Consider the following 26,692-nt stretch of genomic DNA (forward strand, 5'->3'; position numbering starts at 1 on the left):
GTGTGCTCCCGCAGGCCCCAGGTCAGCGGACGGTGACGATGACCGACTCGGCTTCGCCGACGCCGCCGCAGATGGCGACCAGGCCCCTCCCCCCACCCCGCCGGCGCAGCTCGTTGATCATCGTCATCACCAGCCGGCCGCCCGTAGCGCCGGTGGGGTGACCGACCGCGACAGCGCCGCCGTTGACGTTCGTCCGCTCGCGCAGCCGCAGCGCCTCGCCCCGGTCCCCGTCCGCCAGGGCGAGTGTCGTGACCAGGGGCACCGCCGCGAATGCCTCGTTGACCTCGATCAGGTCGATGTCGTCGAGGGTCAGGCCGGACTTGGCCAGTGCCCGCTGGGCCGCCCGCGCGGGCATCGACGCCAGGCGCTGCGGATCGCCGGAGACCTGGGTGCACGCGCTGATGGTGGCCAGGCCGGTGGTGCCGCGCCGCGTCGCCTCCGCCGTACTGGCCAGCACCAGGGCCACCGCGCCGGTGCTCATGTTGGGCGCGTTGCCCGCCGTCACCGTGGCGCTGTCGTAGACCGTCGGCAGCGCGGCCAGTCGCTGTGCTGTGGTGTCGGGCCGCGGCGCCTCGTCGGCGGCCAGCCGTACCGGGCGGCCGGTCCGGTCCGGCACGTCCACCGGCACGATCTCGTCGTCGAAGCAGCCGCGGGCCAGGGCGTCCGCGTACCGTTGCTGGCTGCGCAGCGCCCAGTCGTCCTGTTCGGCCCGGTCCACCCCGTACTCGGTGGCCTCGGCGCCGGCCTGCACGGCCCGGGGTACCCCCGTGTGCGGGCAGGCGACGACGAGTTGGTCGGTGAGCACGATGTCGCCGATCCGGTTCCCGAAGCGGGCCGCGTGCACGAAGTACGGCACCCGGCTCAGGTTCTCCACGCCCCCGGCGACGCTCAGCGCGGTGTCGTTGAGCCGCAGTCCCCGGCTGGTCAGCGTGATCGCCGCGAGCGACGAGCAGCAGGCCCGGTCGACGGTGTACGCGACCTTCTCCTCGGGGATGCCGGCCCGCAGCAGCACCTGCCGGGCCACCGAGCGCTCTGAGCCGGGGAAGTTCACCCCGAACGCCAACTCGTCGACGTCCGCGCCGGTCAGCCCGGCGCGGTGCAGCACGGCGCCCACCGGGATCACGCCGAGGTCGGGCAGGGGCAGGTCACGAAGGGCACCGCCGAAGCGGCCGAACGGGGTACGGGCCGTGGCGAGAACGACAACGTCGTCGGTCATGGGGTGTTCCTCTCGAAGACGTCGACGGTCCACGCCGCCCTGCGGTACGGGGTCAGCGCCTGGGCGCGCAGCTGCGCGATGCGCCGCCCGTACCAGGCCACGCCGCCCTCTTCGGTGAACGCCATCGCGCCGTACGCCTGGAACGTGTGGTAGGTGGCGGTTCGGGCCGCGCGGGCGGCGGAAAGGACGGCGGCGCGGGCGGCGCGGGCGGCGTCCGCGCCGCCGTCCGCCAGCCGGGACGCGGCCCGGCTGGTCAGGGCCCGCGCGGCGGCCAGTCCGATGTCGGCCTCGGCGAGTGGGAAGGCCACGCCCTGGAAGTCGCCCAGCGGCCGGCGGAACTGGTGGCGGCCGGCCACGTACTCGGCGGCGTCCCGCACCAGCCGGGCACCGGCGCCGACGAGTTGCGCGGCGAGCGCCAGGTCGCCCAGGGCGAGCGCGCCGCACTCGTCGGGAACCCGCCTGCGGGGTGCCAGCGGCACCTCGGCCCACAGTTCACCGGTGAGCATCGGTGTCGGCACCGCCTCGCCGACCGGCTCACACTCCCAGAGGCCGTCGTCGGTGAGCGCGAAGAACACGGTGGCGCGGTGTCCCCAGGGCAGCGGGCCGCCGGTACCCACCGTGGCGATGCCGTCTGCCGGCGGTTCGGCGGCGGCGCGGGTCGCCAGGACGGTTTCCCAGAGCGGGCCGGGGCAGCCGAGGCCGCCCAGCTCCTCCATGACGGCGGCGATCTCGCCGGCCACCTCGGTGCCCTCGGCTGAGAGGCCGAGGAACCCGATGTCGGCGAGGTCCTGCCAGGTCTGCTCGGGAAACCCGTCGCCGGGCAGGTGGCGCCAACCCTCCTCATGACGCCGGCACAGCGTGCGCACCGCCTCCGCGAACTCGCGCGGCTGCTGGCCGTAGTCCACCTCAAGCGTCACGGGTGACCTCCCGTAGGGCACGTTTGTCCACCTTCATCGCCGGGGTCACCGGCAGCTCGTCGAGCACGTGGAACCGGCGGGGCACCTTGTACCCGGCCAGTTCGGCGCGGCAGTGCTCACGCAGCCCGTCGGGATCGACGCCGCCACCGGGGTGTGGCACGACGGCGGCCTCCACCCGTTCGCCCCACAGCGGGTCGTCCACGCCGAACACCGCAGCCTGGTGCACCTGCGGATGCCGGGCGATCACGTTCTCCACCTCGATCGGGAAGACGTTCTCGCCCCCCGAGATGATCATGTCCTTGGCGCGCCCGGCCAGGTGGAGGAAGCCGTCCTCGTCGAGCCGGCCGAGGTCACCGGAGCGGATCGCACCGTCGACCACCGTGGCCCGGGTCTGTTCCGGCCGCGCCCAGTACCCGGACATCTGCCACGGCGCACGGACCAGTACCTCGCCGACGCCGCCCCGGGGCACGTCGTGGCCGGCGTCGTCGACGATGCGGATCGACGCGCCCGGCACCGGGCGGCCCAGCCCCCGCTCGACGCCGTCCTCCTGTTCCCAGGAGCGGACCCGGGCCACCGCGCCGAACTCGGTGGCGCCGTACCCGGTGATCAGGTGGGCCCGTGGGAACGCGGCGCGCAGCCGACCGGGGAAGGCAGGCACGCTGGCGGTGGAGCCGAACAGCACCCGGCGGATCGAGGCACCGTGCTCCGCACCGAAGCCGGGATGATCCAGCAGCCGCAACAGTGCGGTGGGTGCGCCGAACAGCCGGGTGGGCCGGCCGGTGGCGAGCGCGTCGAGGACAGCGGCCTCGTCGAAGCGCGGCAGCAGCCAAGCGGTGCCGCCCGCGAACAGGGTCGCGAACACGATCGTGGCGACCGCGATGTGGAAGAACGGGGAGAAGTACAGCTCCACGTCGGTGCGCCGGATGTCCATCTGCGCCTGACAGGACGCGGCGTACTGGTACAGCGCCGCATGGGTCCAGGTGGCGCCCTTCGGTTCGCCGGTGGTGCCGCCGGTACCGATGATCATCGCGGCCGTCTCGTCGCGGAACGCGGGCGACGACGAGGCGGGCGTCACGACGGTCAGCGCCATCCGGTCGGTCAACGGCCCGGGAGCGCCGGCCGAGAGCAGCGTGGCCAGGCCACAGCCCAGCCGGGCCGCCAGCTCGGTGTCGGGTCCGGCGGCCAGCAGCAGGGCCGGGCGGAGCGGGGCCAGGAAGGCGTACGCCTCGGGTGGGGCGAGTCGGATGTTCAGCGGCACCGCGACCGCCCCGGCGGCCATCACCCCGAACAACGCGGCCAGATGCGGGGCGCCGGGCGGCAGCGCGGTGACCACCCGGTCGCCGGGGACGACGCCGAGGGCGCGCAGCGCGGCGGCGTGCTCCTCGATCGCGGTCCACAGCTCCGCGTAGGTGTACTCGCCGATCGGGTCGATCAGCGCCGGCGCGTTCGGCGCGTGCCGCGCGTGGTCGGCGAGCACGTCCAGGTACCCGGTCATCGACGCCCTCCCAGCCCGAGCGCCTCGCGGGCCAGCACGCCCAGCATGATCTCCGAGGTGCCTCCGGCGATGGTCTCCATGAAGGTCTCGTGCCACAGGAAACTCGGCGTGCCGGTGCGGGCGGCCCCGGCATCGCCGACGTCGAACGGCAGCCGGGCGATGCGTTGCAGGGTCCTGCTGCCCAGCAGCTTCGCCCGCGCCGCCTGCGCGGCGCCGTCGTGGCCTGCCTCCAGGGCCGCGAGGGTGCTCATGGCCGCCACCTCCACCTCGGCCACGTCGAGCGCGATGTCGGCGATGTCGGCGCGGGTCCGCGCGTCGGCCGACCAGCCCCGCTCGGCCGAGAGGCGCAGCAGGTCCTCGAAGTCGCGGCGGACCCGGCCGGGCAGCACCATCAGATGCCGCTCGACGGCCAGCGCGGCCCGGATCAGCCGCCACGCCTCGCCTTCGGCGCCGATCCGGTTCTCCTGCGGCACGTACACGTCGTCGAGGCTCACCTCGTTGAGCCGGTGCCCGTCGATGGTGTGGATCGGCAGGATCTGCACCCCGGGCGCGGTGAGGTCGAGCATCAGCAGGGTGTGACCGCTTTCCGGGGTGCGGCACAGCAGCCACAGGTAGTCGGAGTTGTGCGCGTCGGAGGTCCACCGCTTCTCGCCGGTGACCCGGTACCCGTCGCCGTCGGGTACCGCCCGGGTGCGCACCCCGGCCAGGTCCGATCCGGCTTCCGGCTCCGAGTACCCCAACGCGAAGCTGATCTCGCCGAGGCCGATGCCGGGCAGGAAGCGGGCCCGTTGCGCGTCCGTGCCGTGTCCGATGATGGTCTTCGCGACGATCCCGGCGGCCAGGTCGGGGCGTACCGCTCGGGCATAGGCCATCTCGTCCCAGACGATGAACTCGGTGGAGGGCCGCGCGTCCTGCCCGCCCCACTCACGCGGCCAGGCCAGCCGTAGCCAGCCGCGCCGGCCGAGTTCGCGGTACAGCTCGCGGCTGGCGCCGCCACGGCCGTGGAAGTACTGCATCGGGTCGCGCCTGTGCGCGTGTTCGGCCAGGAAGACCCGCACCTCGTCGCGCAGGCGTTCCTGGTCGCCGGTGAAGGCCCACCTCATGCCGGCACCCCGGTGTTCCACTGCGGCGGGCGTCGCTGCACGAAGGCACGCGCGCCCTCGACGAAGTCGGGGTGGGTCCACTGCCGGCGGGCCAGTTCCCAGCCGTACTCCAGGGCCTCCTGGTGTGGCCGCTCGGCGGCACCCCAGATGGCCTGCTTCGAGCGCGACACGGCACTCGGGGAGTTGGCGGCGATGGCCGTGGCCAGTTCCCGCGCGGCGTCCATCAGGCCGGCCGCCGGCACCAGCTCATCGACCAGACCAAGCTGGTACGCGCGGGTCGCGTCGAGCCGGAAGCCCCGGCCCGCCAGCGTCATCCGCAGCACCGTGCCCAGCGGCAGGCGGCGGGCCAGCCCGATGTTCTCCACCGCACCGACCTGCCCGACGCTGACATGGGTGTCCATGAACTGGGCGTGCTCGGCGGCCACGACGACGTCTGCGTCCGCGACGAAGTGCAGCCCACCTCCGGCGACCAGCCCGTTCACGGCGCAGATGACGGGCTTCCACACCTGGTTCTGCAACGGTGACCAGACGATGTCCTCGGCCACCGTGCCGTGCCCGGACGAGGTCGTACCGGCGTCGGCCACCTCGCGGACGTCGGCACCGGTGCAGAAGTGCCGGTCCCCGGCGCCGGTGACGATGACCACCCGCACCGCCGGGTCGTCGCGTACCCTCGCCCACAACTCGCGCAGCCGGGGCCGCATCCGTCGGGACAGCGCGTTGCCCACCTCCGGCCGGTTGAGGCGGATGGTGGCGATGCCGTCGCGCTCGTCGTACTCGATGTCCTCGTTGGTCATGTCACTAACCCACGATCCGCTCGGCGCGAAGCCGTTCGATGTCTGCTACGGACAGTCCGAGGCCGGCGAGCAGCTCGTCGGTGTGCCGGCCGTACCCGACCGGCGGGCCCGGCGGCACCGCGGCGGTCCGGGAGAACCGCGGCGCGGGTGCCGGCTGGGGCGTGCCCGCGACCGGCACCAACGTGCCCCGGGCGGCCAGGTGCGGGTGAGCGGCGGCCTCGGCCATCGACAGCACCGGCGTGACGCAGGCGTCGGTACCGTCGAACACCGCGGTCCACTCGTCCCGGGTGCGGGTGGCGAAGATCCGGGCGAACGCGGCGGCCGACGCGGGCCACCGCTCCCGGTCGTGCTGCGGAAAGTCGGCGGCGGCCACCCCGAGCCCGGACAGCAGCTGGGCGTAGAACTGCGGCTCGATCGCGCCGACCGCCATGAAGCCACCGTCGCCGGTGCGGTACGTGCGGTAGAAGTGCGCCGAGCCGTCGAGCACGTTGCTCTCCCGCCGGTCCGACCAGGTGCCGGCGGCCAGCATCCCGTGGAACATCGCGGTCAGCGAGACGGCACCGTCCACCATGGCCGCGTCGATGACCTGCCCGGCCCCGGAGCGCTCCCGTTCCCGCAGCGCGCAGGCGATGCCGAAGGCCAGGTACATCGCGCCGCCGCCGAAGTCGCCGACCAGGTTCAACGGCACCGGCGGTGGCAGCTCGGCCGGCCCCATCGGGTGCAGCGCTCCGGCGATCCCGATGTAGTTGATGTCGTGCCCGGCCCGCTGGGCCAGCGGCCCGTCCTGCCCCCAGCCGGTCATCCGGGCGTAGATCAGCCCCGGATTGCGTTCCAGGCAGGGTTGCGGGCCAGCGCCCAGCCGCTCCATCACGCCGGGCCGCATCCCCTCCATCAGCACGTCGGCGCCCTCCACGAGGCGCAGCAGCAGGTCCACGCCCTCGGACCGCTTGAGGTCCAGTGCCACGGTGCGCCGGTGCCGGTGCCGTGGATCCGTCTCGACGCTCGCTCCCGCACCCGGCGCGGGGGCGCCCACCCGGTCGACCCGGATCACCTCGGCGCCCATGTCGGCCAGCAGCATCCCGGCGAACGGCACCGGGCCCAGCGCCGCCACCTCGATGACCCGTACCCCCTGTAGCGGCCCGGACATGACGTCTCCTCCGATGTGTGCGGTGTTCATCGCAGTGCCGACACCCCGAGCAGGTGCTTGCCCAGGTGCAGGATCTGGATCTGACTGGTGCCCTCGGGGATGGTCGCCTCCCGCGCGTCGCGGAAGTAGCGCTCCACCGGGGACTCCTCCATCAGCCCGGCCCCGCCGTGCACCTGCAACGCGAGCGTTGCCGCCTGACCGACCGCCTCGCCGCAGTAGTACTTGGCCATCGAGCACTCGTACCGGCCCGGCAGCCCGGCGTCGAGGGTGCGGGCCGCCTGGTAGCCCAACAGCCGGGCGGTCTCGGTGAGCGTGGCGACCTGCACCACCATCTCCTGCACCAGTTGGAATCCGGCGATCGGACGGCCGAACTGTTCCCGGGTGCGGGCGAAGTCCACGCAGGCCTCCAGGCACGCCTGGGACAGCCCGACCGCGCCCATCGCCATGTTCAGCCGGCCCAGGTTGACGCCGGACATCGCCAGGGCCAGCCCCCGGCCCAACTCGCCGAGCAGGTTGGTCGCCGGAATCCGGGTCTGGTCGAAGACCAGTTCGCAGCTGGTCGTGGCCCGCAGCGGCATGTGCGGGATGTCGTAGGCCTGGTACTCCGACTCCGTCCGGTCGACCAGGAACGCGCTGACCTCGCCGGTGTCCGGCACCCGGGCCAGCACGACCCCGAAGTCGCCGGCCAGGGCGTTGGTGATGTAGAGCTTCCGGCCGTTGATGACATAGTCGTCCCCGTCGAGCCGGGCGGTCGTGCGCAACGCACCGGCGTCGGAACCCGCGTCGGGTTCGGTGAGCGCGAACCAGCCGAACCGTTGCCCGGCCAGCAACGGCCGAAGGAACCGCTCCTTCTGCTCCGGCGTGCCGGCCGTGCTCAGTACCCGGGCCACCATGCTCTGCACGTTGAGCGTGGTGCGCAGCGAACCCCAGCAGCGACCGGCCTCCTGCATCAGCAGGGCCAGCACCATGTGGCTGGCGCCGTCGCCGCCGTCCGCCTCCGGCACCACGCCGCGCACGTACCCGAACTCGTACAGCTCGGCCAGCCGGTCCCAGGGGAAGGTGCGGGCGCGTTCGTGTTCGGTCACGATCGGCGCGATCTTCGCGTCGAGGTACGAGCGCACGCTGTCGCGCAGCAGCCGCTCGTCCTCACTCAGCAGGACATCCATCGCCGCCGCCTCAGCTGAACCGGCCGCCGGTGACGTGCAGCACGTCCCCGGTGACGAACGAGGCTGCCGGCGAGGCGAGGTACAGCGCGGCGGCGGAGATGTCCTCGGGGGTGCCGAGGCGGCGGATCGAGTTGGCGCGCTCCGCCCGTTCCGCGATGGCGTCGAACTTCGGGTGTCGGCGGACGGTCTCGGTGGCGATCAGGCCGGGGGCGATCGCGTTGACCGTGATGTTGTGCTTGCCGAGCTCCTTGGCCAGGGTACGGGTCAGGCCCACGATGCCGGCCTTGGCCGCCGCGTAGTTCGCCTGCCCCGGGTTGCCCAGGTACGCGCGGGAGCTGATGTTGAGGATCCGCCCGTAGCCGCGCTCGATCATGCCCGGCACCACGGCGCGGCTGCACGCGAAGGTGCCGTACAGGCACACGTTGAGCACCTGGTGCCAGTCCTCGTCACTCATGGACACCAGCGGCCGGTCCACCGGGAAGCCGGCGTTGTTGACCAGGATGTCGATGCGGCCGTGGCGGGAATTCACCTCGGCGGCCATCGCGTCGATGCTCTGCCGGGACGTCACGTCCAGCACGTGCGGATGCGCGTCGACGCCATCCGCGGCGAGCTGTTCGGCGCTGCGGGCGGCGGGTTCGGCGGCGATGTCGGCGACGATCACAATGGCGCCGGCCATCCCGAGTTCCCGGCTGATGGCCAGGCCCAGCCCGCCCGCCCCGCCGGTGACGACGGCCACCTGACCGCGAAGCGTCTGTGTTGAAACCGAGGCCGTAGCCGTCATGTGCGGTACTCCCTGTCTTTCGGAGGTTGGTGGTCGGCCCAGGACTCGTCCTGACCGACGAGTTCGGTACGACCGGCGAGCATTTTCGTGATCCGCTCGCAGCATTCGCGCAGCAGCCGCCCGTACAAAGCGGATTGTTGTTCGTCCATCTCACTGGTGAAAGCCACGGCGGCGGCGACCAGCCGGATCCGCCCGTCCGGCCCGAAGATCGGCGCGGCGACGGTGCTGACGCCCAGCGCGTAGCCCTCGTGGTCGACCGCGAAACCCTGCTCGCGCACCCGTTCCAGGTCGCGCAGGAAGATCTCCCTGCGGGTGACGCTCTTGCTGGTGAACAGTTGCAGCCCGGTGGCCAGCGCGGCATTGACCTGCGAGGGCTCGTCGTAGGCGAGGAAGACCCGACCGAACGAGCCGCCCTGGATCGGCACCGGCGTGCCGACCTGCAGGGTGATGCGTACCCGGTGCGGGCGCTCCAGCTTGTCGACCAGGATGATCTCCGTCAGGCTGATCCGCCGGTACAGCACGATCGTGGCGTTCATCTGGTCCAGCAGTTTCGCCAGGCTGCGCTTGGCGATGCTGACGTCGTTCATCTGGTTGGCCGCGGCGGCGCCGAGTTCGACCAGTGCGGGACCGAGTTGGTAGCCCTGCCCGGTGTCGTCGTACTGGACGAGATTCTCGGCCAGCAGGGTACGAAGGATGTAATAGGTGGTGCTCTTGTTCATGCCGGTGGCTTCCACCGTCTTCGCCAGCGACATTGAGTCCTGCGCCGCAAGCAGCCGCAGTACCCGTACGGCCCGTTCGATGGCGGGAACCCGATATTCCTCGGTCATGGCAGCGTCACCTCGACTCATCCGCTCATCTCTCCATTGGCCAGGCGCCGTGAGATGAGCCGCTTGAGTATCTCCGAGGAGCCGTCCGCGATCTGGACCGTCCGCATGCCCTGCCACGCCTTTGCGAGCCCCACCTCGGTGGTGATGCCCATTCCGCCCAGCGTCTGCATGGCCCGGTCGATGACATCGGTGGCCATCTCCGTGGCGAACAGCTTGGCCATCGCCACCTCGGTCAGGGCGGGACGCCCGGCGTCGACCAGTTCGGCGGCGTGCAGTCCCATGAGGTGCGCCGCGTGGATCCGGGTGGCGGCATCGGCCAGCGGGAACGAGATGCCCTGGTTGTCGAACAGCCGGGTGCCGAACGTCTCCCGCTCGGTGGCGAAGTCGACCGCCAGGCGCAGCGCCCAGCGGGCCAACCCGACGCCCTTCGCCGTGTTGTACAGCCGTCCGGTGGCGATGCCGTCCAGCCCGAGCGACAGCCCGCCGCCCGGCTCGCCGAACAGCTGCCAGTCCTCGACGCGCACCTCGTCCAACGACAGGATGGCATGCTCGCCGCCCATCTGGCCGTACAGGCCGATGACGCTGTCCACCTGGAATCCCGGCGCGTCGGTCGGCACCAGGAACGCCGAGATGCCGCCCGCCCGGGCCCGCACCCTCTCGGGATCGGTGACCGCGAAGACGATGGCCAGGTCGGCATGCGGCCCGTTGGAGATCCACTGCTTGACGCCGGTGAGCCGCCAGCCGCCGGCCTCGGGTACCGCCCGGGTCGACATCTGCCACACGTCCGAGCCGGCGCCGGGCTCGGACATCGCGAAACACATGGTCTGCTCGCCGGAGAGCAGCCGGTCCAGGTACGTGTCCCGCAGCCGCTGCCCGGCGCGGGCGAACACCACGCTCGGTCCGGTGGCCCAGTGCGCCACCACCTCGCTGCCCAGCCAGCCGCCGCTGCCGCAGAGCCGGTTGATGAGCTCCCACGCCGCGTACATGGTGACCGCGCCCTGCCCACCGCCGCCCAGCTCCTCGGGAACGCACATCGTGTAGTACCCGGCGCGGGCCGAGGCCGTCCGGACCGCGCGGCGGTGCTCCTCGACGGCGGCGACGTGCCGGCCGTCCGGCCCGTACCGCTGGCGCGGGTCGGACAGCAGCGCACCGGCCTCGCGGTGGCGGGCGAGGACCTCCGCGTTCAGGAAGTCGCGCAACCCGTCCAGGATCTCCCGGTTCTGCGCCGACAGCAGCTCGCTCATGCCTCACCAATCCGTTCGAAGAGCGTCGCGGTGGCCATTCCGTATCCGACGCACATGACCTGCAACCCGTACCGGCCACCCCGGCGGTGCAGCTCGTACAGCAGGGTGGTGGCCAGTCGGGCACCCGAGCACCCGGTGGGATGGCCCAGCGCGATGGCGCCACCGTTGACGTTGAGCCGGCCGGGATCGGCGCCGGTCTCCCGCAGCCAGGCCAGCGGGACGCTGGCGAACGCCTCGTTGACCTCGTACAGGTCGATGTCGGCAATGGTCAGCCCGGTGCGCTCCAGGATGCGCCGGGTCACCGGGATGACGCCGTGCAGCATCAGGTCGGTGTCCACGCCGACGACCTCGGTGGCCACGATCCGTGCCAGCGGTACGAGCCCGAGCCGTTGCGCCTCGGCGCCGTCGCAGACCAGCACGGCCGCCGCGCCGTCGGTGAGCTGGCTGGAGTTGCCGGCGTGGTGTGCGCCGTCCGCGCCGAAGGCGGGCTCCAGCGCGGCCAGGGCCGCCAGCGAGGTGTCGGGCCGGATGCCCTCGTCCCGCTCGATCAGCCAGCCGGCGTCGGGCAGCTCGGCGGCGAGCAGCGCCGCGGTGAGGTCGGCGGGCACCGGTACGCACTCGTCGGCGAACCGGCCGTCCCGCCAGGCCGCCTCGGCGTTGCGGTGGCTGGCCAGGGCGAAGGCGTCCAGCTCGGCACGGTCCAGGTGCCAGCGCGCGGCGATCCGGTCCGCCGCCACGCCCTGGTCCACCAGCTCGTACCGGCCGGTGACCGCGCCCGGTGGGGCGACGCCCGCCGCGTCGGCGCCCAGCGGTACCCGGGACATCGACTCGACGCCGGCGGCGATCACCATCCGCTGCTGGCCGCTCAGCACCGCGTGCGCCGCGAAGTGCAGCGCCTGCTGGCTGGAGCCGCACATCCGGTTGACCGTCACACCGGGCACCGTGACCGGCAGGCCGGCGGCCAGCGCGGCCACCCGGGCGATGTTGCGCCCCTGCTCACCGACCGCGTTGACGCATCCGGCGATCACGTCGTCGACCGTGTCCGGCGCGATGCCGGCCCGCTGCACGAGCCGGCGCAGGGTGTAGGCCAGCAGCTCGTCCGGGCGTACCCCGCTCAGCTTGCCCCGGCGGCGGCCCAGCGGGGTCCGCACCGCCGCCACCACCACCGCCTCCCGCGAGGGGGTGCCGGCGGCCAGCCGGGTCAGCGGGATGTCCGCGCCGTCGCCGGCCAGCGCGACGGCGGCGTGCAGGTCCTTGGCGACCATGCCGGGCGGTAGCACCTCGCGGATCTGCCGGCGGTAGTAGGCGAAGTTGCCGGTCAGCCAGGACTGCCCGGTGCCGGAGTCCAGCACCTCCAGCAGCGCCGCCTCGCCGACGCCCGCGCCGCCGCCCAGCGCCAGGGCCTCCTCCAGCACCTGGAATCCGACGTGCAGCGCCAGGTTGTTGGCCAGCTTGGCGGCCAGTCCCGCGCCGACCGGCCCCATGTGGTGGATCCGGCTGCCCAGGGCGTCGAGGACCGGGCGGATGCGGGCCAGCTCGTCCGGGTCGCCGCCGACCATCAGGGTTAGTTCGCCGCGTCGTGCCCGGGCGTCGCCGCCGGCCACCGCCACGTCCAGCAGCGCCACCCCGGCCGCGCCCGCCTGGGCTGCGACGTCCCGCACCGTGCCCGGCGAGATCGTGCTGTGCACCAGGATGGTGCCGCCTGGGCGCATCCCGGCCAGCAGCCCGGTCACCACGTCGCGGACCTGGGCATCGTCGTAGACGGCGACGCCCACCACGGAGGCGGCGGCGCCCACCTCGGCCAGCGAGGCCGCGACCCGGGCACCGGGCACGTCGGCCGCGGCCGACGCGTCCACGTCGTACACGACCACCGGGAACGCACCCGCCAGTGCGGCGGCCATCGGCCGGCCGATGTTGCCCAGCCCCACGAAACCGACCACCACGGCACCGTCTGCCACGGCTCAGCCCTCCACGATGGCGCCCATGGCGGCCTGGTAGGCGGCGTCCAGTTCGGCGACGTCATCGTGTTCGGCGACGACCCGGCCGCGCATCAGCACGACACCGCCGTCGGCGACCTGGCCGAGCACGCCGATCGTCGGCGCGGCCAGCAGTACGGCGGTGCCCGACCGGGCCAGCTCCCGCACGGTGCGCAGCAGGTCGTCCACGATCAGCGGGGCCAGCCCGGTCGCCATCTCGTCGAGCAGCAGCACGCTGGGGTCGGTCATCAGCGCCCGGGCCACCACCATCATCTGCTGCTCACCGCCGGAGAGCACGCCGGCCGGCCGGCTCGCGCGGGTGCGCAGGATCGGGAAGCGGTCCAGTGCCTGCTCCACCCGCTCCGGGTCCAGGCGGAGCAGTTCGGCGCTGACCATCAGGTTCTCCCGGACGCTCATCCGGGCGAAGAGCTGCCGGCCCTGCGGCACCAGGGCGAGCCCGGACCGGGCCCGGACCCGGGTGGGCAGCGCGGAGACGTCCCGGCCGCCGAGGTACACCTGCCCGCCCGACGGCACCGAGCCGTACAGCGCCAGGACCAGACTGCTCTTGCCGGCGCCGTTGGGGCCGACCACGAGGGTCACCCGGCCCGCCGGTACCCGAAGTTCGGTACCGGCGAGGTTCAATGCGCTCGCCCGCCCGTATCGGACGGTCAGCTCGGTGGCCCGCAGGCCTGTCTCGCTCATCGATCCACCTGCCCGGTGCCGAAGTAGACTGCCTGCATCTCGGCGCTGGCGAGGCAGTCGCGGGGTGCGCCGTCGAAGACGACCGTGCCGCCGGCCATCAGCACCATCCGGTCGGCCATCGAGGCCACGATGTCGACGTTGTGGTCGACCAGCAGCACGGCGGTGCCGTCGGCGGCGATCGTGCGGATGGATTCGGACAGGCCGGCGATGCCGTCGGAGGCCAGCCCGGCGAACGGCTCGTCGAGCAGCGCGATGCGTGGGTGCTGCAACAGCGCGCGGGCCACCTCCAGCAGCCGCAGCTCGCCGAGGGTCAGGTCGGCGGCCAGCCGGTCGATCCGGCGCAGGCCGAGGCGGGCGGCGACCTGGCCGGCCTCCTCGCGCAGTGCCCGGCCGCCCGGGGCGACCACGCCCCGCGCCGCCGCGCCCAGCAGTGCGAAGCCGGAGGACATGCCCCGGGCGAAACCGCCGACGATGATGTTGTCTCGGGCCGTGAGCGCGCCGGCGACCTGCGGGTACTGATAGGTACGGGCCAACCCGGCGCGACGGGCGCGGAGGGAGGGCGAGCCGGCCAGCGGCACGCCGCCGACGAGCACCTGGCCGCTGTCGGGCTGCTGCTCGCCGCCGATCAGGTCGACCATCGTGCTCTTGCCCGCGCCGTTGGGGCCGACCAGCCCGACGATCTCACCGGCACCGACCGTGAACGAGGCGCCGGTGACCGCCTTGACCCCGCCGTACGACTTGGTCAGCTCTTGACAGGAAAGGATGTCAGCGTTCATCGCGTCCGCCTCTGTTGACAGCGCCGACGAGCCGGCCGGTCAGGTCGCGGGCCAGTCCGATCAGGCCCTCCGGGGCGAAGATGAGCACCGCCACCACGGCGACGGCGAACAGGAGCGTCCCGGAACCCTGGAAGAAGTTGAGGTTGAAGGTGAGCTCGGTGACCAGCAGCGCGCCGATGACCACACCCCACGGGCTGGACCGCCCGCCCAGGAACGGGATGAACACCGCGAGGAACGCCACCGACACCGGGATCGACTCCGGCAGGATCGACAGGTTCGCCGTGGTGAACACGGCGCCGGCCAGCGATCCGATCGCGGCGCCGATGCTCAGCGAGATGAGGGTCAGCGCGGTCACCGGCACCCCGGCCGCCTCGACGGCGACCGCGGCCTGCGCCTTGGCCCGCAGCGTGACGCCGAACGGCGAGCGGCGCAGCCGGGACAGCAGCAACGCGATGAGCCACATCAGCACCAGCGCGATGACCACGATCTGGTCCCTGCCGAGTTCCGCTCCGAAGATGCTGATCGACCGGGTGAGGATCACGCCCTCGGCGCCGCCGGTGACGCCGTCCGCGTCGACGAGCCACGCCTGGAACGCCTCGCTGAACAGCAGCGTCACGGCAGCCAGGTAGAAGCCGTTGAGCCGACGGGTGGCCAGGCCCAGGAGCACGGAGATGAGTACGGCGGCGACGATGCCCAGTGGTAGCGACACCAGCAGCGGCCAGCCGGTCCGGGTGGCGACCAGGCCCAGCGCGTAGCCGCCGATCGCCGCGTACGCGTTGTACGCGATGGACAGCGAATCGCCCATGATGAAGTGGCAGTACAGGCCGAGCCCGATCAGCCCGTACGTGACGGTGAGCACGGCGAGGTCCTGCCGGTACCCGTCGGTGCCGACCCAGGTGATGGCGAGGATCAGCAGCACGCCGGAGATGACCGGTTCGGCGAGTGGCCGCAGGCGAGTGGCACTCATACCCGTACCCGTTTCATGAAGATGCCCTGCGGGCGGAAGGCGAAGAACAGCACGGCGGCGGCGAGCGTCGCGTAGTGCAGGGCCGCCGCGCCGAAGTAGAAGATGGCGGCCGACTGGATGGTGGCCAGGATCAGCCCGCCGGCCAGCGGCCCCCACACCGACGCGGTACCGCCGATCACCAGGGCCAGGAACGCGAAGAGGGTGTAGTCCATCGCGCTTTCGAAGATGATCCCGGAGCGCGCCGCGAAGACGCTGCCGGCGAGGCCGGCCAGCACCCCGGCGAGGGTGAACGAGGCGAGGCGTACCGCCCGCACCGGCAGGCCGAGGACGATGGCGGCCGGGGTGTTCTCCCCGATCGCGCGAAGTCCCCGACCCATTCGGGTGCGGTAGATGAACAGCAGCAGCAACCCGAACGCCAGCGCGGTCAGCCCGATCTCCAGCGCGGCCTGCGCGGTCACCGTGGCGCTGCCCACCCGTACCGCGCCGTCCCCGACCAGTTGTGGCCCGGGCAGCGCGGCACGGCCGAACAGCACCCCGGAGATCTGTTCGAGGGCGAACAGCGTGGCCACCAGCGCGATGACCATCGGCAGTTCCTCGTTGGCGCCCGGTTTCCACATCGGACGCACCACGAGCACCTCGGTCAGCAGCGCCAGCGCCACCGCGCCGATGACCCCGATGACGATTCCTGCGGCGGCGGGCAGCCCTCGTACGCTGGTGAAGTACGCCGAGGCGAGCCCGGCGAAAACGGCGTACCCGCCGATTGCGAAGTTGAAGAACCCGGAACTCTCCCGCACCACGAACATCGCCGCGGCCAGCAGACCGAAGAAGCATCCCGTCTCAATGATCGAGACGATGACCTGTAGGGGGATCATTGGATCAAGGGTGCTTCTGGTTGATTTCGACGACGTTCATCGACGGGTCGTAGCAGTAGACCTGCCGGTACCCCTTGAACGCCCACGTGCCGGCGTCGTTGTAGGGCATGCCCATCTCGCCCAGCCGTCGCATCACGCCGTCGATGTCGTCGACCTCGATGGCGATGTGTCCGTTGATGACCGGGTGCAGCCGCAGGTCGTTGTCCCACGGCAGCGTCGGGGTCGGCTTACAGATGTGGATCTGCCGTTGGTTGGTGTCCTCGAACAGGGCGACGAAGTCGTTGCCCGTCTGCAGAGCGCCCCGCCCGTCCTCGACGAACGGGAACTTCTTCTCCTGCATGCCGAACACCTTCGAGTAGAAGGCGGCCATCGCCCGGACGTCCGAGGCGGGCAGGTTGACGTGATGCAGGCTCCACGACATAGAACTCACTCCTTGGGGTGGTGGTGGTGCGGGTGGTGGTGATGCGGCTCAGACCCGAAGTGGGTGGCCGCCGCCGACGATCAGGGTCTCGCCGGTGATGAAGGCGCTGTCCGCGCCGCAGAGGAACCGCATGGCGCCCACGAGGTCGGCCATCCGGCCCTGACGCTGGATGAGCTGTTTGTTGGCGATGAAGTCGCGAAGCAACTCCTCGGGCAGGTCGGCCATGGCCGACTCGGAGTCCATCGGCCCGGGGGCCAGGCAGTTCACCCGTGTCCCGTCGGGCGCGAACTCCTTCGCCAGCGCGGCGGTCAGGCCACGCACGGCGAGCTTGGTGATGCCGTACACGTCGGTGGCGGCGAACCCGGACACCGAGGAGATGTTGAGCACCGCGCCCGCGCCGCTGCGGCTCAGGTGCGGCCGGCAGGCCCGGGCGCAGTTGACGATGCCCAGCACGTTCACGTCGAGGATCTCCCGCCAGCCGGCCGTGGAGATCTCGGTGACCGGTCGGCTCCAGGCCATCAGGTGCTTGCCGGCGTTGTTGATCAGAATGTCGAGACCGCCGAAGTGGGCCACCGTCTCGTCGACCGCGCGTTGCACCGACGTCTCGTCGGCGATGTCGCAGGCGACCCCGAGCGCCACGGCGGCCCCGAGATCGGCGGCGGCCCGCACCGCCGCCGTCTCGTCGATGTCGGCCAGGACCACCCGGGTGCCGTCGGCGACGAGCGCCGCTGCGAACGCCCGCCCGATACCCCGGGCGCCACCGGTGATGAACGCGGTACGCGGCTGAGCTGTCGTGTCGGTCATGAGCACTGCGGCTGGTAGTCGGCCCAGTTGTCGCCGGGCTGGTTCTGCTCGGTGAAGCGGCGCAGCACGATGCCGCACAGCCCGTCGCTGCCGACGTGCTTGGTGGACGTGAAGCTCATCGTGAAGCCCTGCCGTCCCCAACTCGCCGGGAACGCGCTGATCTGCTCCAGCCCGCCCCGCACCTGCGCCGGGCTGCTGTCCACGCCGGCCTTCTCGATCGCCTGCTTCAGCAGGTGCACGGTGTCGTAGCCCTGCGCGGCGAACGCGGTCAGCCCCAGGTACTTGTCCCCCAGCTTGGCCTTGAGCTTGTCGCCCAGCTCGATGGAGCGGGTGTTGTCGGCGGAGATGGCGCTGGCGTAGACGAGCTGCCGGAATGCGCCGGGCTTGGCGAGCTTCCAGGTGTCCGGCTGGTTGCCGATCGACGCCAGGGAGATCCGTGGCTGGTCCGGCATGATCTGGTTCGCGGTGTTGTGGAACAGCACCTCCAGCTGTCCGCCCAGCGAGGAGACGAACAGCGCATCGGGCTTGGCGGCGGCGATGCGGCTCAGCTGCGGCGCCACGTCGGTGCTGTTGAGCGGTGCCTTCTCGTTGGCGACGATGGTGATGCCGGACTTCTCGAAGATCGGCAGCAGCCCCTTGTTGAGCCCGGCCATGGTGGGCGAGTCGTCGGTGATGACGGCCAGCCGCTTGACGCCGATCTTCTCGAACGCCGCCGCGTACACGGTGCCGATGTCGGTGATCGGGTTGGCCAGGATGAACGAGAACGTGTTGTTCGGCGGTTCCGCGATGGCGGTGGCGATGTTCGTCGCCGAGACGGCCACGATCTTCTCCTGCTCGACGACCGGCTTGACCTGCTGGGCCGAGGCCGACGACGAGTTCATGATGATGACGCGGGCGCCGTCGTTGACGAGCTTGCGGACCACGGCCGGGGTCTGGCTGGGCTGGCTGCCGTCGTTCTGGCGGATCAGCTTCAGCGATCGCCCGCCGACGCCGCCGGCCTTGTTGATCTCGTCGATGGCCAGCGAGATCCCGGTGCTCGCTTCGGCCGATGTGGCCGCGGTACCACCCGAGGTGTCCTCGACCATGCCGATGACGATGTCTCCGGACGACGAGTCGCCGGAGTCCTTGCCGTCGCCGCAGGCGGTGATCGATACGGCGAGCGTGAGTGAGGTGGCCACGATGCTCAGGCATCGCGCCGCGTGGGTACGGGACATGGTCGCTCCTGCGGGTGGGGCATTGCGGCCGGAGAGCCCTGACGAACGACATGCGACGCCGGGCTGGGGGTGTGGAGGAGATGAGCCGAAGGCTCCGGCTCTCGGCGTCCGAGTAGCGGACGGGAACGAACGCCGACGGTCTGTCAGCAGAACCACGTTCAAAGCCTGTGTGGCGAACATCATCGAATGGGTCACCTGGGTTGTCAACCCTCTCCGGGCCTCCACCTCGGCATCAGTCGAGAATCCCGACCCTTGACGCCCACCCCCAGCGTCCCTACTGTTCTCGAAATCAAGACGATGATCGTTCTATATACAGAACGGGCCTCATGAAACTCGGACTCAGCCTCGGACACTCAACCGGCCTGCGGAACCTCGGCGCCGTGGCCCACCGCGCCGACGCCGCCGGCCTGGACTCGCTGTGGGTCTCGGAGGCGTACGGCTCCGACGCGGTCAGCGTGCTGGGCCACCTGTCGGCGGTGACCAGCCGCATCGGCCTGGGCACGGCGGTGCTCCAGATGCCGGCCCGCACCCCGGCCGCCACCGCGATGACCGCGCTCACCCTCGACCAGCTCAGCGACGGCCGGCTCCTGTTGGGCCTGGGCACCTCCGGCCCGCAGGTGGTGGAGGGCTGGCACGGCGTCGCCTTCGACTCCCCGCTGGCCCGAACCCGCGAGTACGTCGACATCGTGCGCGCGGCGGTGGCCCGGCAGGAACCGCTGACCTACCCGGGTGTCCACTACCCGCTGCCGTATCCGCGCCCCGACCGGGAACCACCGCGCCCGCTGAAGGCCACCCTGCATCCGGTACGCCCGCGGATACCGGTCCTGCTGGCGGCCAACGGCCCGCGCAACGTGGCGCTCGCCGGACAGCTCGCCGAGGGCTGGCTGCCCGCCTTCTACTGCCCGGACCGACCCGAGCTGTACCGGGACATGCTCGCCCCCGGGCTGGCCCGCCGCCCTGCGGACCTCGGCCCGCTGCGGATTGTGGCCACGGTGCACATGGCGCCCGGAGCCGACCTCGCGGCCTGCCGGGACGCGCTGCGCCCGGCGTTCGCCCTGTACCTGGGCGGCATGGGCGGACGTGGCCGCAACTTCTACGCCGACCTGGCGTCCCGGCTGGGCTACGAGGCGGCCACCCACCAGATCCAGGAGTTGTACCTGGGCGGCCACCGCGACCAGGCCGCCGGCGCGGTACCGGACGCGCTCATCGACCAGCTTGCCCTGGTGGGACCCCGCGAACGGATCCGGGACCGGCTGGCGGCCTGGGCGGATGCCGGAGTCGACGTCATGACCCTCAAGACCACCGACGTCGACCTGGTCGCGTGGCTGGCCGCCGCGCTCTAGCAGACCCGATCAGGAGAGAGACATGCCGCTCAACGAGGCATTCATCGGCCGGGTGTTCGCGCCCACCGCGCCGTACCGGGTCGGCCGGGAGAAGATCCAGGAGTTCGTCCTGGCCACCGGAGCCGCCCCTCCCCAGGACGGGCAGCCGGTGGTCCCACCCACCTTCCCCATCGTGCTGAGCCTGCCCGCCACTCGGAACGCGCTGTCCGACCCGACGCTCGGTCTGGACTACAGCCGGGTGGTGCACGGGAGCCAGCGATTCCGGCACACGCGAGGCATCCAGCCCGGCGACGAGCTGACGGCGACCGTCCACATCGAACGGATCCAGTCCGGCGGGGTACACCAGATCGTCACCACGCGCAGCGAGATCGCCACCACGGCCGGCGAGCCGGTCTGTACGGCGTACTCGACGCTGGTGGAGCGGGGCACCCGGCCCCAGGGCGCCAAGCGCAGCGCGGAACCGCGACAGCCCTGGACCGTGCCCGGCCAGCAGCTCCCGGCCCGCGAGTTCACGGTCACCCGACAGGACCTGGTGCGCTACGCGGGCGCGTCGGGTGACTTCAACCCGATCCACTTCAGCGACCACGCCGCCACCCGGTCGGGACTGCCCGGCGTCATCGGGCACGGGATGCTCACCATGGCGCTGACCGCGCGGGCGGTCACCGAGTGGACCGGGGACCCGGCCGGAGTGCTCGACCACGAGACCCGGTTCATGCTGCCGCTGCTGGTGCCCGACGACGAGGGCGCCACCCTCACCGTCACCGCGACGATCGGCGACCCCGACGATGCCGGCCACCGTCAGCTGGTGGCCGAGGCGACCGCCGGCGCCGCCGTCGTCGCGGTCTCCCGTCTCACCATCCACCCGTCCGGGCGGTAATCGCTCGTACCAGCACCGGTCGGACTGCGGCGAGCGGTACGGGCGCGGCACCGAGGGCCGGCGTGAGTAACCCGGATCCACAGAAGCCGGCCACCGCGGGGCGGCCGGCTTCGAAACGTTCAGAGCCGGTTAGGGAGTGATGCGCTTTCCCTTGTCCGTTGCCGGATCGTAGCGGCCCTCCAGCCACAGCAGGAACCGGTCGAGGTGGAACTCGCGCAGCTCTTTCGAGCGCGGCTCGTACCCGCCGACCTCATGGGCTTGCCCGTACTGTTCGGCGAGCTGACGGAGGTCACTGATCAATCCGGCGGGGAGTTTCGGGGTGGCCATGGGGGTGTCCTTCCAGCGTCGGGCTAGTCCTTGTTGAGATCGACGATCACGCCCTGGTCGGCGCAGGCGGTCTGCAACCCCGACATGTGAGTGGTCAACGGCCCCATGTATGCCAGCGCACCCATCTCCTGCCCCTTGGGAAGCTGGTTGACCTGCCAGGCGACATCCATGAGCGCGGTTCCGTGTTCGCGGATCTTCTCGTGGCGGGAGTCTTCGAACACCTCCCGCGCCTCCCGATACTGCGCTTCGGTGAGCTTCTCGTCGTCGCCGACGTCTGCGCTGCCGTCGGGGCTCTTTCCGTCGCGCATGGCTTTACAGGCGGCGACCCCGGAGTCTTCCTTGATGTAGCCGTCCCACACGACGTAGCCGATGGTGCCGATGGCGAGGACGCCGACGGTTGCCGCGGCGACGACGATGAGCGGCCTGTAGCTGGGTTTCACCGGCGGCGTGGGAAAGGCGGCGGGCTGCTGTGCGGGCGGGTACGGCTGTCCGGCGGGGTCAACCCACGGCTGCGGCTGCGGTGCCGGGATGGCGGGGGTGGGGTCGGGCTGCTGGGGAGGGTAGGTCAAGGAAGCTCCTCGTTCCAGGGTGGATTGGTCGATGGTGGTGGTTGGGGTGGCTTTGGTCTTGCCCGCTGTCAGATAGGTGACTGCGGGTGTGCCCGGATGGTTGCCGGTCAGCGACCGTTGAGTGGGGCGAAGCGACGTCCGACGCCGTGACACACCGAGCAGTACGTGCGCTGGTGGAACGTGACGGCCCCGCCTCTGATCGAGCTGGTCGTGGTGATTACCTCCTCCCCAGGAGCCCAACGACTGTGACAAGCCCACCAACCAGCAACACGAAGCCCAGAAGCATCAGATAGAGTGTCATACCACCCAAAACCGCCTGAAAGTCGCGCTGGTCGAACCATACGTAAAGTCCGACTCCTGCGGTTGCCACCAGCAGGATGGCGACACCCACCACAATGAGCGGGTTGGCTGCGAGGAAGTCACCGGCGACAGCCAGCAGGAAGATGATCGCCGCCGCGATGAGGTTCGCCAACACGTTGACCCCGACGTCCCGGGCGAGCTTTCGTCGGGCGGCTGCTGCGCGTTGCGGCTCGGTCACGCGCTCATGGTGAACCAGTGCGTCGAACTGTCGTGTTGGAAGTGTGTTTTGCCTGGTGGGGCGGGCGGGGCTCGAACCCGCGACCGAGGGATTATGAGTCCCCTGCTCTAACCCGCTGAGCTACCGCCCCGCTACCGCGCCGGATCGTAACCCGCGTGGCGGATCACTGACCACCACGAAACAGCCCCATCCATCCGCCCACCGGACGGCTCACCGGTGATCCAGCACGATGGGCTACGCGAGGATAACAGCACGAAGCCGTCGATGAAGGGCTCGGCCCGGGGGCGCGCAGTTGGGCGAGGACCGCCCCGGCGGTACGTCGGTGATGCCGCATACGCGCCGCAGCCGATCAACGCCGGGATTGGTCTGACGGTCGACGAGCCGACGCGAACCTCTCGATCACCGCGCTGAGCAGGGCGGTGGGTGGGGCAGGGAAAGAGGGACGCCCGCCGGGGGACGGCGGGCGTTGGTGTGGAGCTTGGCTCCCCCGTTTGGACTCGAACCAAAAACCTGCCGGTTAACAGCCGGCTGCTCTGCCAATTGAGCTACGGGGGACCGCTGTCGCCTGGCCCGGAACCTTCCGACGCCCGGCGACGGCACAAGAATACAGGACTGCCGGGGGGTTTGGTCCAGGGGGTTACCGACCCGGCCCGACCAGGCGGGGGCCTGCGGCGGCCACTGGCAACCAGACAATTCGTCATCCTGGCACAACCAGGTATGAGCACGGAGGAGGATGGGTAGTTAGCTGTCGACAGAGAAGATAGGCGCGAGATGATCGCCACGGGGTCCGCCCCGGGGAGACGATGGCGCGTCAGGTACGGAAGGAGCCGCCATGCGCGGAAAGATCATGTTTCTTGGCGGGCTGGCTGCGGGATTCGTCCTGGGCGCCCGTGCCGGTCGGGAAAAGTACGAGGAGCTCGTCGTCCGGGGCCGCAAGGTGCTCGACCACCCGACCGTCCAGGAGGCGGCCGGGGTCGCGCAGGCCCAGGCCAACCGGCTCTACAGTGAGGGCAAGGACAAGATCAGCCAGTCCAAGCTGGGTGAGAAGCTGAGCACCAATGGCAACGGCACGCAGGATCTGACCGCCGCCGACAAGCCGTTCGCCGGCACGCCGGCCGCGGTCGGCGCCAAGGCGGGCAACAGCTCGTCCGGCACCACCTCGACGGGGCCGACCCCGGGCACCGCCGCCCGCCCCAAGCCGTCGGGCACGGGGACCAACGGCAGCACGCTCTGACCGACCGTACGACGACGGGCCGGCCGCCTTCGGGCGACCGGCCCGTCTGCTGTCCGCCGGTCCGGGACCGCCGACCCCGGACCGCCGGCCCGGGACCGCCGACGTGGTGGGCTGGGCCCGGCTGATCAGCGACGCCGTCCACCCCGCCCCGTGACGCCCGCCCCGTCGGCCGGGCCCGCGCGGCCCGGATGACGGGTGGACGCTCAGTCCCGGCTACTGCTGAACGCCGCGTCGAACGCGGCGGCCGGGGCGTCGAAGGCCAACCGGCGGACGAACTGGAGCGCCTCGGGCGCCCCGACGAGGCGGTCCATCCCGGCGTCCTCCCACTCGATGGAGATGGGGCCGGCGTACCCGATGGCGTTCAGCGCGCGGAAGCAGTCCTCCCACGGCACGTCGCCGTGGCCGGTGGAGACGAAGTCCCAACCCCGGCGCAGGTCCGCCCAGGGCAGGTGGGAGGCGAGCCGGCCGCGCCGGCCGTCACCGGTACGCACCTTCGCGTCCTTGCAGTCGACGTGGTAGATCCGGTCGGCGAAGTCGAGGATGAAGTTCACCGGGTCCAGCTCCTGCCAGACGAAGTGCGACGGATCCCAGTTCAGCCCGAACGCGGGCCGGTGCCCGATCGCCTCCAGGGCCCGCTTCGTCGTCCAGTAGTCGTACGCGATCTCGCTGGGGTGGACCTCGTGGGCGAACCGGACCCCCATCTCGTCGAAGATGTCCAGGATCGGGTTCCACCGGTCGGCGAAGTCCTGGTAACCACGCTCGATCATGGCCGGGGGCACCGGCGGGAACATCGCCAGGGTGTGCCAGATGGACGAGCCGGTGAAGCCGACGACCGTGTCCACGCCCAGCCTCGCCGCCGCCCGCGCGGTGTCCTTGATCTCCTCGGCGGCCCGCCGGCGGACCCCCTCTGGTTCGCCGTCACCCCAGATCCGGGCGGGCAGGATGCCCTGGTGCCGCTCGTCGATCGGATGATCGCAGACGGCCTGGCCGACCAGGTGGTTGGAGATGGCGAAGACCTTCAGGTTGTGCTTCGCCAGGTCTCCCGTTTCCGGTCGACGTACGAGTCGTCGGCGAGCGCCCTGTCGACCTCGAAGTGGTCGCCCCAGCAGGCGATCTCCAGCCCGTCGTAGCCCCACTCGGAGGCGAGCCGGCAGACCTCGTCGAACGGAAGATCGGCCCACTGGCCGGTGAAGAGCGTGATGGGTCGCGCCATTGTCCTACTCCCCTGAGGTGATGGGGGATTCCGCGTGCGGGACCGGGGCGAGGGTGACCGGCCGGGCCGGTGCGCGGCGGACGTGCCGGGGTGCCGGTGGGCGCGGCGAGCGCCTGGGCCCAACGGGTTGCGCCTGGTCACCGGCCACCGCGCAGGGTCGCCGCCCTCACTCTAGGGCGGCCCGACCGCTAGGAAGGGGCCACTGCCCGTCATCCGGCCTCCTCGCCTGGGTCGCGGGCGCTGGGTCGAGGGGGTTCGCTGCGGGTCAGGCGGCGACCGCGAGCGGCAGGTCGCGGCGTCGCCGGATCGGGCTGACGAGGAGGACCACCACGGCAGCCACCAGCCCGACTGCCATGATCCACATGGTCGCGCGGAGCCCCAGGTTGGTTCCGAGCGCGCCCGCGAGCAGCGCCCCCAGGGGAATCGTCCCGTAGTTCAGCAGATGCATCGTCGCGATGACCCTGCCCAGCAGCGCCGTCGGGGTGTAGCTCTGCCGAAAGCTGCCCTTGATGACGTTGCCGCCGACGACGCCCATGCCCACGCCCACACCGCCGACAACCACCAGCGAGAGCCCGGCTCCGGGAGTGGACAACGGAATCAACAGGGCGAAGGGAGCGCCCAGGCATTCGAGGAGGAGAAGGCCGCGCGCCGTCCCGAACCTGCGGGCGACAAGCGGCGATATCGACGCGCCGAGAACCCCGCCGACACTCATCGCGGAGATCAACAGGCCGGCCGTCGCAGCACTCGTGCCGACTTCACGCACCAGGAAGACCACGAGAATCGCCTGGTAGCCGGTGAGCGCGACGTTGCTCAGCGCACCGAAGAACGTGAAGGCTCGAAGGTACGGATCTCTGCGGACGAAGCTCAGCCCGACTCTGATCTCCTTCATCATGGACGCCCGGTGACCACCGACGGCGTGCGCCTCGTCCTTGTCTTTGATCAGGAGCAGACACCACGACGAGACCAGGAACGTGATCGCGTTGACTCCGAGGCCGAAGACGGCCCCCACGGCCTGCGTGATCGCCCCGGCCAGGCCCGGCCCCGCCACCTGGGCAACCGACTCGCTGCCCTGCAACGCGGCGTTCGCTGCGGGAAGCTGGCGATTGTCGTCCACCACCGAGGGAAGGAACACCTGGTAGCTCGTCTGGAAGAACACGCTCGCCGCACCGGTGAGCAGCGCGACCACCAAGAGGTGCGCGATGGTGAGCACGCCTGCCCAGTAGGCGATCGGGGCGCTCAGGACGGTCGCGAGGGAAACGACGTTGCAGGCCAGCATCAGCGACCTGCGCGGGAGCCGATCCACCCAGGCGCCGGCCGGAAGCCCGAGCAGGAGCCAGGGCAGCCAGGCCGTCGCAGTGAGCAGGCTGACCTCGAAAGTGCTGGCGTCCAGGGTGACGACCGCGATCAGCGGTAGCGCGACACGACTGACACTGGTCCCGAAGGCACTCGTCGTCTCGCCTGTCCACAGCAGCCGGAAGCCACGGTTGCGCAGTACGGACTTCGGCGCCTCCGGCACGACCGCAGCGTCCGCGACGTTCTGGCCCGTCACGGCTCTCCCGGCTGCCCGTAGGCGAAGACGAAGACGGGCTTACGCTCGTCGTCCTCGCCCGAAGGCGGGCGACCGGACCACCGGTCCAGCACCGCGCTGAGCTCGCCGGACAGCTGGGCCAGCTCCTCCGGTGTCAGATGGAGCCAGTAGCTGGTCGAGAACGCCGAGCCCGCCCAGTCCCCCCGGCTCTCACCGCTGCGCGACAGCCACGCGCGGACGATGCGGACGTGGTGATCGAGGTTGAGCGACTCGGCCGCCTCCGCCACGGCCGCACCAGCGGGGTCCGTCGCGAAATCGAGGCTGGACCATCGCTGCCCCGTGGACGCCAGCTTCCACCACCGTTCGCGGCCGTCGCGAGCCAGCTCGGGCGCCGCCTCGACCAGTCCACTGCGGTGCAGCACGCGGAAGTGATGACTGGCGTTCGCCACCGACTGCTCGGTCAGCCCCGCCACAGCGCTGACGGTGGACGGCCCATGGACCTTCAGCACGTCGAGCATGCGCCGACGCAACGGATGCGACATGGCCGCCAGGACGCGGGAGTCGGTGATCTGACGGATGCCGGCTGTGTCCACACCTGCACGTTCTCAGGTAAGCGAATGTTGCGCAAGAGTTGTCGCACA

26 protein-coding genes, 2 tRNA genes and 3 pseudogenes are annotated in these 26,692 nt (G+C 71.3%); 4 read left to right on the plus strand and 27 right to left on the minus strand.

Annotated features, from left to right (window positions below; all coding sequences use genetic code 11):
- Positions 1-22: 22 nt before the first annotated feature.
- The 19 genes and pseudogenes from ACFYZF_RS25235 to ACFYZF_RS25325 all read right to left on the minus strand — a co-directional run bounded on the left by ACFYZF_RS25235 (position 23) and on the right by ACFYZF_RS25325 (position 18,422).
- Positions 23-1,216 (minus strand): thiolase family protein, encoded by a 1,194-nt coding sequence (locus ACFYZF_RS25235; protein WP_387024744.1) that lies wholly within the window; start codon positions 1,214-1,216, stop codon positions 23-25.
- Positions 1,213-2,133: an acyl-CoA dehydrogenase family protein gene (locus ACFYZF_RS25240; protein ID WP_387024746.1), complete on the minus strand. Its 921-nt coding sequence runs from the start codon at positions 2,131-2,133 to the stop codon at positions 1,213-1,215. Before ACFYZF_RS25240 ends, ACFYZF_RS25235 begins: the two co-directional genes overlap by 4 nt.
- Positions 2,123-3,628 (minus strand): class I adenylate-forming enzyme family protein, encoded by a 1,506-nt coding sequence (locus ACFYZF_RS25245; RefSeq protein WP_387024748.1) that lies wholly within the window; start codon positions 3,626-3,628, stop codon positions 2,123-2,125. Before ACFYZF_RS25245 ends, ACFYZF_RS25240 begins: the two co-directional genes overlap by 11 nt.
- On the minus strand, positions 3,625-4,731 hold the full coding sequence (locus tag ACFYZF_RS25250) for an acyl-CoA dehydrogenase family protein (RefSeq protein ID WP_387024750.1): 1,107 nt from the start codon (positions 4,729-4,731) through the stop codon (positions 3,625-3,627). Before ACFYZF_RS25250 ends, ACFYZF_RS25245 begins: the two co-directional genes overlap by 4 nt.
- Positions 4,728-5,525, minus strand: a complete 798-nt coding sequence (locus tag ACFYZF_RS25255; RefSeq protein WP_387024752.1) for an enoyl-CoA hydratase/isomerase family protein — start codon at positions 5,523-5,525, stop codon at positions 4,728-4,730. Before ACFYZF_RS25255 ends, ACFYZF_RS25250 begins: the two co-directional genes overlap by 4 nt.
- 4 nt (positions 5,526-5,529) lie before the next feature.
- A complete protein-coding gene (locus tag ACFYZF_RS25260; RefSeq protein ID WP_387024816.1) occupies positions 5,530-6,687 on the minus strand; it encodes a CaiB/BaiF CoA transferase family protein in 1,158 nt (385 codons plus the stop codon).
- A gap of 11 nt (positions 6,688-6,698) precedes the next feature.
- Positions 6,699-7,838, minus strand: coding sequence for an acyl-CoA dehydrogenase family protein (locus ACFYZF_RS25265; protein WP_387024754.1), 1,140 nt, complete (start codon positions 7,836-7,838; stop codon positions 6,699-6,701).
- Positions 7,839-7,848: 10 nt separating this feature from the next.
- Positions 7,849-8,574, minus strand: a complete 726-nt coding sequence (locus tag ACFYZF_RS25270) for an SDR family NAD(P)-dependent oxidoreductase (protein WP_387024756.1) — start codon at positions 8,572-8,574, stop codon at positions 7,849-7,851.
- A 41-nt stretch (positions 8,575-8,615) separates the two neighbouring features.
- Positions 8,616-9,467: an IclR family transcriptional regulator gene (locus ACFYZF_RS25275; protein ID WP_387024758.1), complete on the minus strand. Its 852-nt coding sequence runs from the start codon at positions 9,465-9,467 to the stop codon at positions 8,616-8,618.
- Complete coding sequence (locus tag ACFYZF_RS25280; RefSeq protein WP_387024760.1) at positions 9,464-10,690, minus strand: acyl-CoA dehydrogenase family protein; 1,227 nt, start codon at positions 10,688-10,690, stop codon at positions 9,464-9,466. Before ACFYZF_RS25280 ends, ACFYZF_RS25275 begins: the two co-directional genes overlap by 4 nt.
- Positions 10,687-11,886, minus strand: a complete 1,200-nt coding sequence (locus ACFYZF_RS25285; RefSeq protein WP_387024818.1) for a thiolase family protein — start codon at positions 11,884-11,886, stop codon at positions 10,687-10,689. The genes ACFYZF_RS25280 and ACFYZF_RS25285 overlap by 4 nt, the downstream gene beginning before the upstream one ends.
- Before the next feature lie 51 nt (positions 11,887-11,937).
- Positions 11,938-12,591 (minus strand): annotated as a pseudogene (locus ACFYZF_RS25290) (NAD(P)-dependent oxidoreductase); the annotation flags it as partial.
- A gap of 60 nt (positions 12,592-12,651) precedes the next feature.
- Positions 12,652-13,368, minus strand: coding sequence for an ABC transporter ATP-binding protein (locus ACFYZF_RS25295; protein ID WP_387024762.1), 717 nt, complete (start codon positions 13,366-13,368; stop codon positions 12,652-12,654).
- Complete coding sequence (locus tag ACFYZF_RS25300; RefSeq protein ID WP_387024764.1) at positions 13,365-14,144, minus strand: ABC transporter ATP-binding protein; 780 nt, start codon at positions 14,142-14,144, stop codon at positions 13,365-13,367. The genes ACFYZF_RS25295 and ACFYZF_RS25300 overlap by 4 nt, the downstream gene beginning before the upstream one ends.
- Complete coding sequence (locus ACFYZF_RS25305; protein WP_387024766.1) at positions 14,134-15,111, minus strand: branched-chain amino acid ABC transporter permease; 978 nt, start codon at positions 15,109-15,111, stop codon at positions 14,134-14,136. Before ACFYZF_RS25305 ends, ACFYZF_RS25300 begins: the two co-directional genes overlap by 11 nt.
- Positions 15,108-15,983: a branched-chain amino acid ABC transporter permease gene (locus ACFYZF_RS25310; protein ID WP_387024768.1), complete on the minus strand. Its 876-nt coding sequence runs from the start codon at positions 15,981-15,983 to the stop codon at positions 15,108-15,110. Before ACFYZF_RS25310 ends, ACFYZF_RS25305 begins: the two co-directional genes overlap by 4 nt.
- 4 nt (positions 15,984-15,987) lie before the next feature.
- Positions 15,988-16,404 carry a VOC family protein gene (locus ACFYZF_RS25315; protein WP_387024770.1) on the minus strand — a complete coding sequence of 139 codons (417 nt, stop codon included), beginning with the start codon at positions 16,402-16,404 and terminating at the stop codon, positions 15,988-15,990.
- A 48-nt stretch (positions 16,405-16,452) separates the two neighbouring features.
- Positions 16,453-17,208 (minus strand): SDR family NAD(P)-dependent oxidoreductase, encoded by a 756-nt coding sequence (locus ACFYZF_RS25320; protein WP_387024772.1) that lies wholly within the window; start codon positions 17,206-17,208, stop codon positions 16,453-16,455.
- On the minus strand, positions 17,205-18,422 hold the full coding sequence (locus ACFYZF_RS25325; RefSeq protein ID WP_387024774.1) for an ABC transporter substrate-binding protein: 1,218 nt from the start codon (positions 18,420-18,422) through the stop codon (positions 17,205-17,207). The genes ACFYZF_RS25320 and ACFYZF_RS25325 overlap by 4 nt, the downstream gene beginning before the upstream one ends.
- Positions 18,423-18,748: 326 nt before the next feature.
- Here ACFYZF_RS25325 and ACFYZF_RS25330 point away from each other — a divergent pair, with 326 nt between their 5' ends.
- From ACFYZF_RS25330 to ACFYZF_RS25340, 3 genes and pseudogenes are all read left to right on the plus strand, one after another.
- The gene (locus tag ACFYZF_RS25330; protein WP_387024776.1) at positions 18,749-19,765 is read left to right on the plus strand and encodes an LLM class F420-dependent oxidoreductase; all 1,017 of its coding nucleotides are present in this window, start codon (positions 18,749-18,751) and stop codon (positions 19,763-19,765) included.
- A 22-nt stretch (positions 19,766-19,787) separates the two neighbouring features.
- A pseudogene (locus ACFYZF_RS25335) lies at positions 19,788-20,153 on the plus strand (MaoC family dehydratase N-terminal domain-containing protein); the annotation flags it as partial.
- Between the two features lie 90 nt (positions 20,154-20,243).
- Complete coding sequence (locus ACFYZF_RS25340) at positions 20,244-20,642, plus strand: MaoC/PaaZ C-terminal domain-containing protein (RefSeq protein ID WP_387024820.1); 399 nt, start codon at positions 20,244-20,246, stop codon at positions 20,640-20,642.
- Positions 20,643-20,771: 129 nt separating this feature from the next.
- Here ACFYZF_RS25340 and ACFYZF_RS25345 read toward each other — a convergent pair whose 3' ends face one another.
- The 5 genes from ACFYZF_RS25345 to ACFYZF_RS25365 form a co-directional block, all read right to left on the minus strand.
- Positions 20,772-20,969 (minus strand): hypothetical protein, encoded by a 198-nt coding sequence (locus ACFYZF_RS25345; RefSeq protein ID WP_387024778.1) that lies wholly within the window; start codon positions 20,967-20,969, stop codon positions 20,772-20,774.
- A gap of 23 nt (positions 20,970-20,992) precedes the next feature.
- The gene (locus ACFYZF_RS25350; protein WP_387024780.1) at positions 20,993-21,538 is read right to left on the minus strand and encodes a hypothetical protein; all 546 of its coding nucleotides are present in this window, start codon (positions 21,536-21,538) and stop codon (positions 20,993-20,995) included.
- 217 nt (positions 21,539-21,755) lie between these two features.
- Positions 21,756-22,076 (minus strand): hypothetical protein, encoded by a 321-nt coding sequence (locus tag ACFYZF_RS25355; protein WP_387024782.1) that lies wholly within the window; start codon positions 22,074-22,076, stop codon positions 21,756-21,758.
- A 53-nt stretch (positions 22,077-22,129) separates the two neighbouring features.
- Positions 22,130-22,206 (minus strand) — tRNA-Ile (locus ACFYZF_RS25360).
- Between the two features lie 349 nt (positions 22,207-22,555).
- Positions 22,556-22,631: transfer RNA gene (locus tag ACFYZF_RS25365), tRNA-Asn, on the minus strand.
- A 277-nt stretch (positions 22,632-22,908) separates the two neighbouring features.
- Between ACFYZF_RS25365 and ACFYZF_RS25370 the strand changes: the two genes are divergently transcribed.
- A complete protein-coding gene (locus tag ACFYZF_RS25370) occupies positions 22,909-23,310 on the plus strand; it encodes a hypothetical protein (RefSeq protein ID WP_387024784.1) in 402 nt (133 codons plus the stop codon).
- A 203-nt stretch (positions 23,311-23,513) separates the two neighbouring features.
- Here the strand turns inward: ACFYZF_RS25370 and ACFYZF_RS25375 are convergent.
- The 3 genes and pseudogenes from ACFYZF_RS25375 to ACFYZF_RS25385 all read right to left on the minus strand — a co-directional run bounded on the left by ACFYZF_RS25375 (position 23,514) and on the right by ACFYZF_RS25385 (position 26,644).
- Positions 23,514-24,523: pseudogene (locus ACFYZF_RS25375) on the minus strand (sugar phosphate isomerase/epimerase family protein).
- Positions 24,524-24,788: 265 nt separating this feature from the next.
- Complete coding sequence (locus ACFYZF_RS25380) at positions 24,789-26,072, minus strand: MFS transporter (RefSeq protein WP_387024786.1); 1,284 nt, start codon at positions 26,070-26,072, stop codon at positions 24,789-24,791.
- Positions 26,069-26,644: an ArsR/SmtB family transcription factor gene (locus tag ACFYZF_RS25385; RefSeq protein WP_387024788.1), complete on the minus strand. Its 576-nt coding sequence runs from the start codon at positions 26,642-26,644 to the stop codon at positions 26,069-26,071. Before ACFYZF_RS25385 ends, ACFYZF_RS25380 begins: the two co-directional genes overlap by 4 nt.
- Positions 26,645-26,692 lie beyond the last annotated feature (48 nt).

Origin of the sequence: Micromonospora sp. NPDC001898, assembly GCF_042891255.1 — a bacterium.
Lineage (GTDB): Bacteria > Actinomycetota > Actinomycetes > Mycobacteriales > Micromonosporaceae > Micromonospora.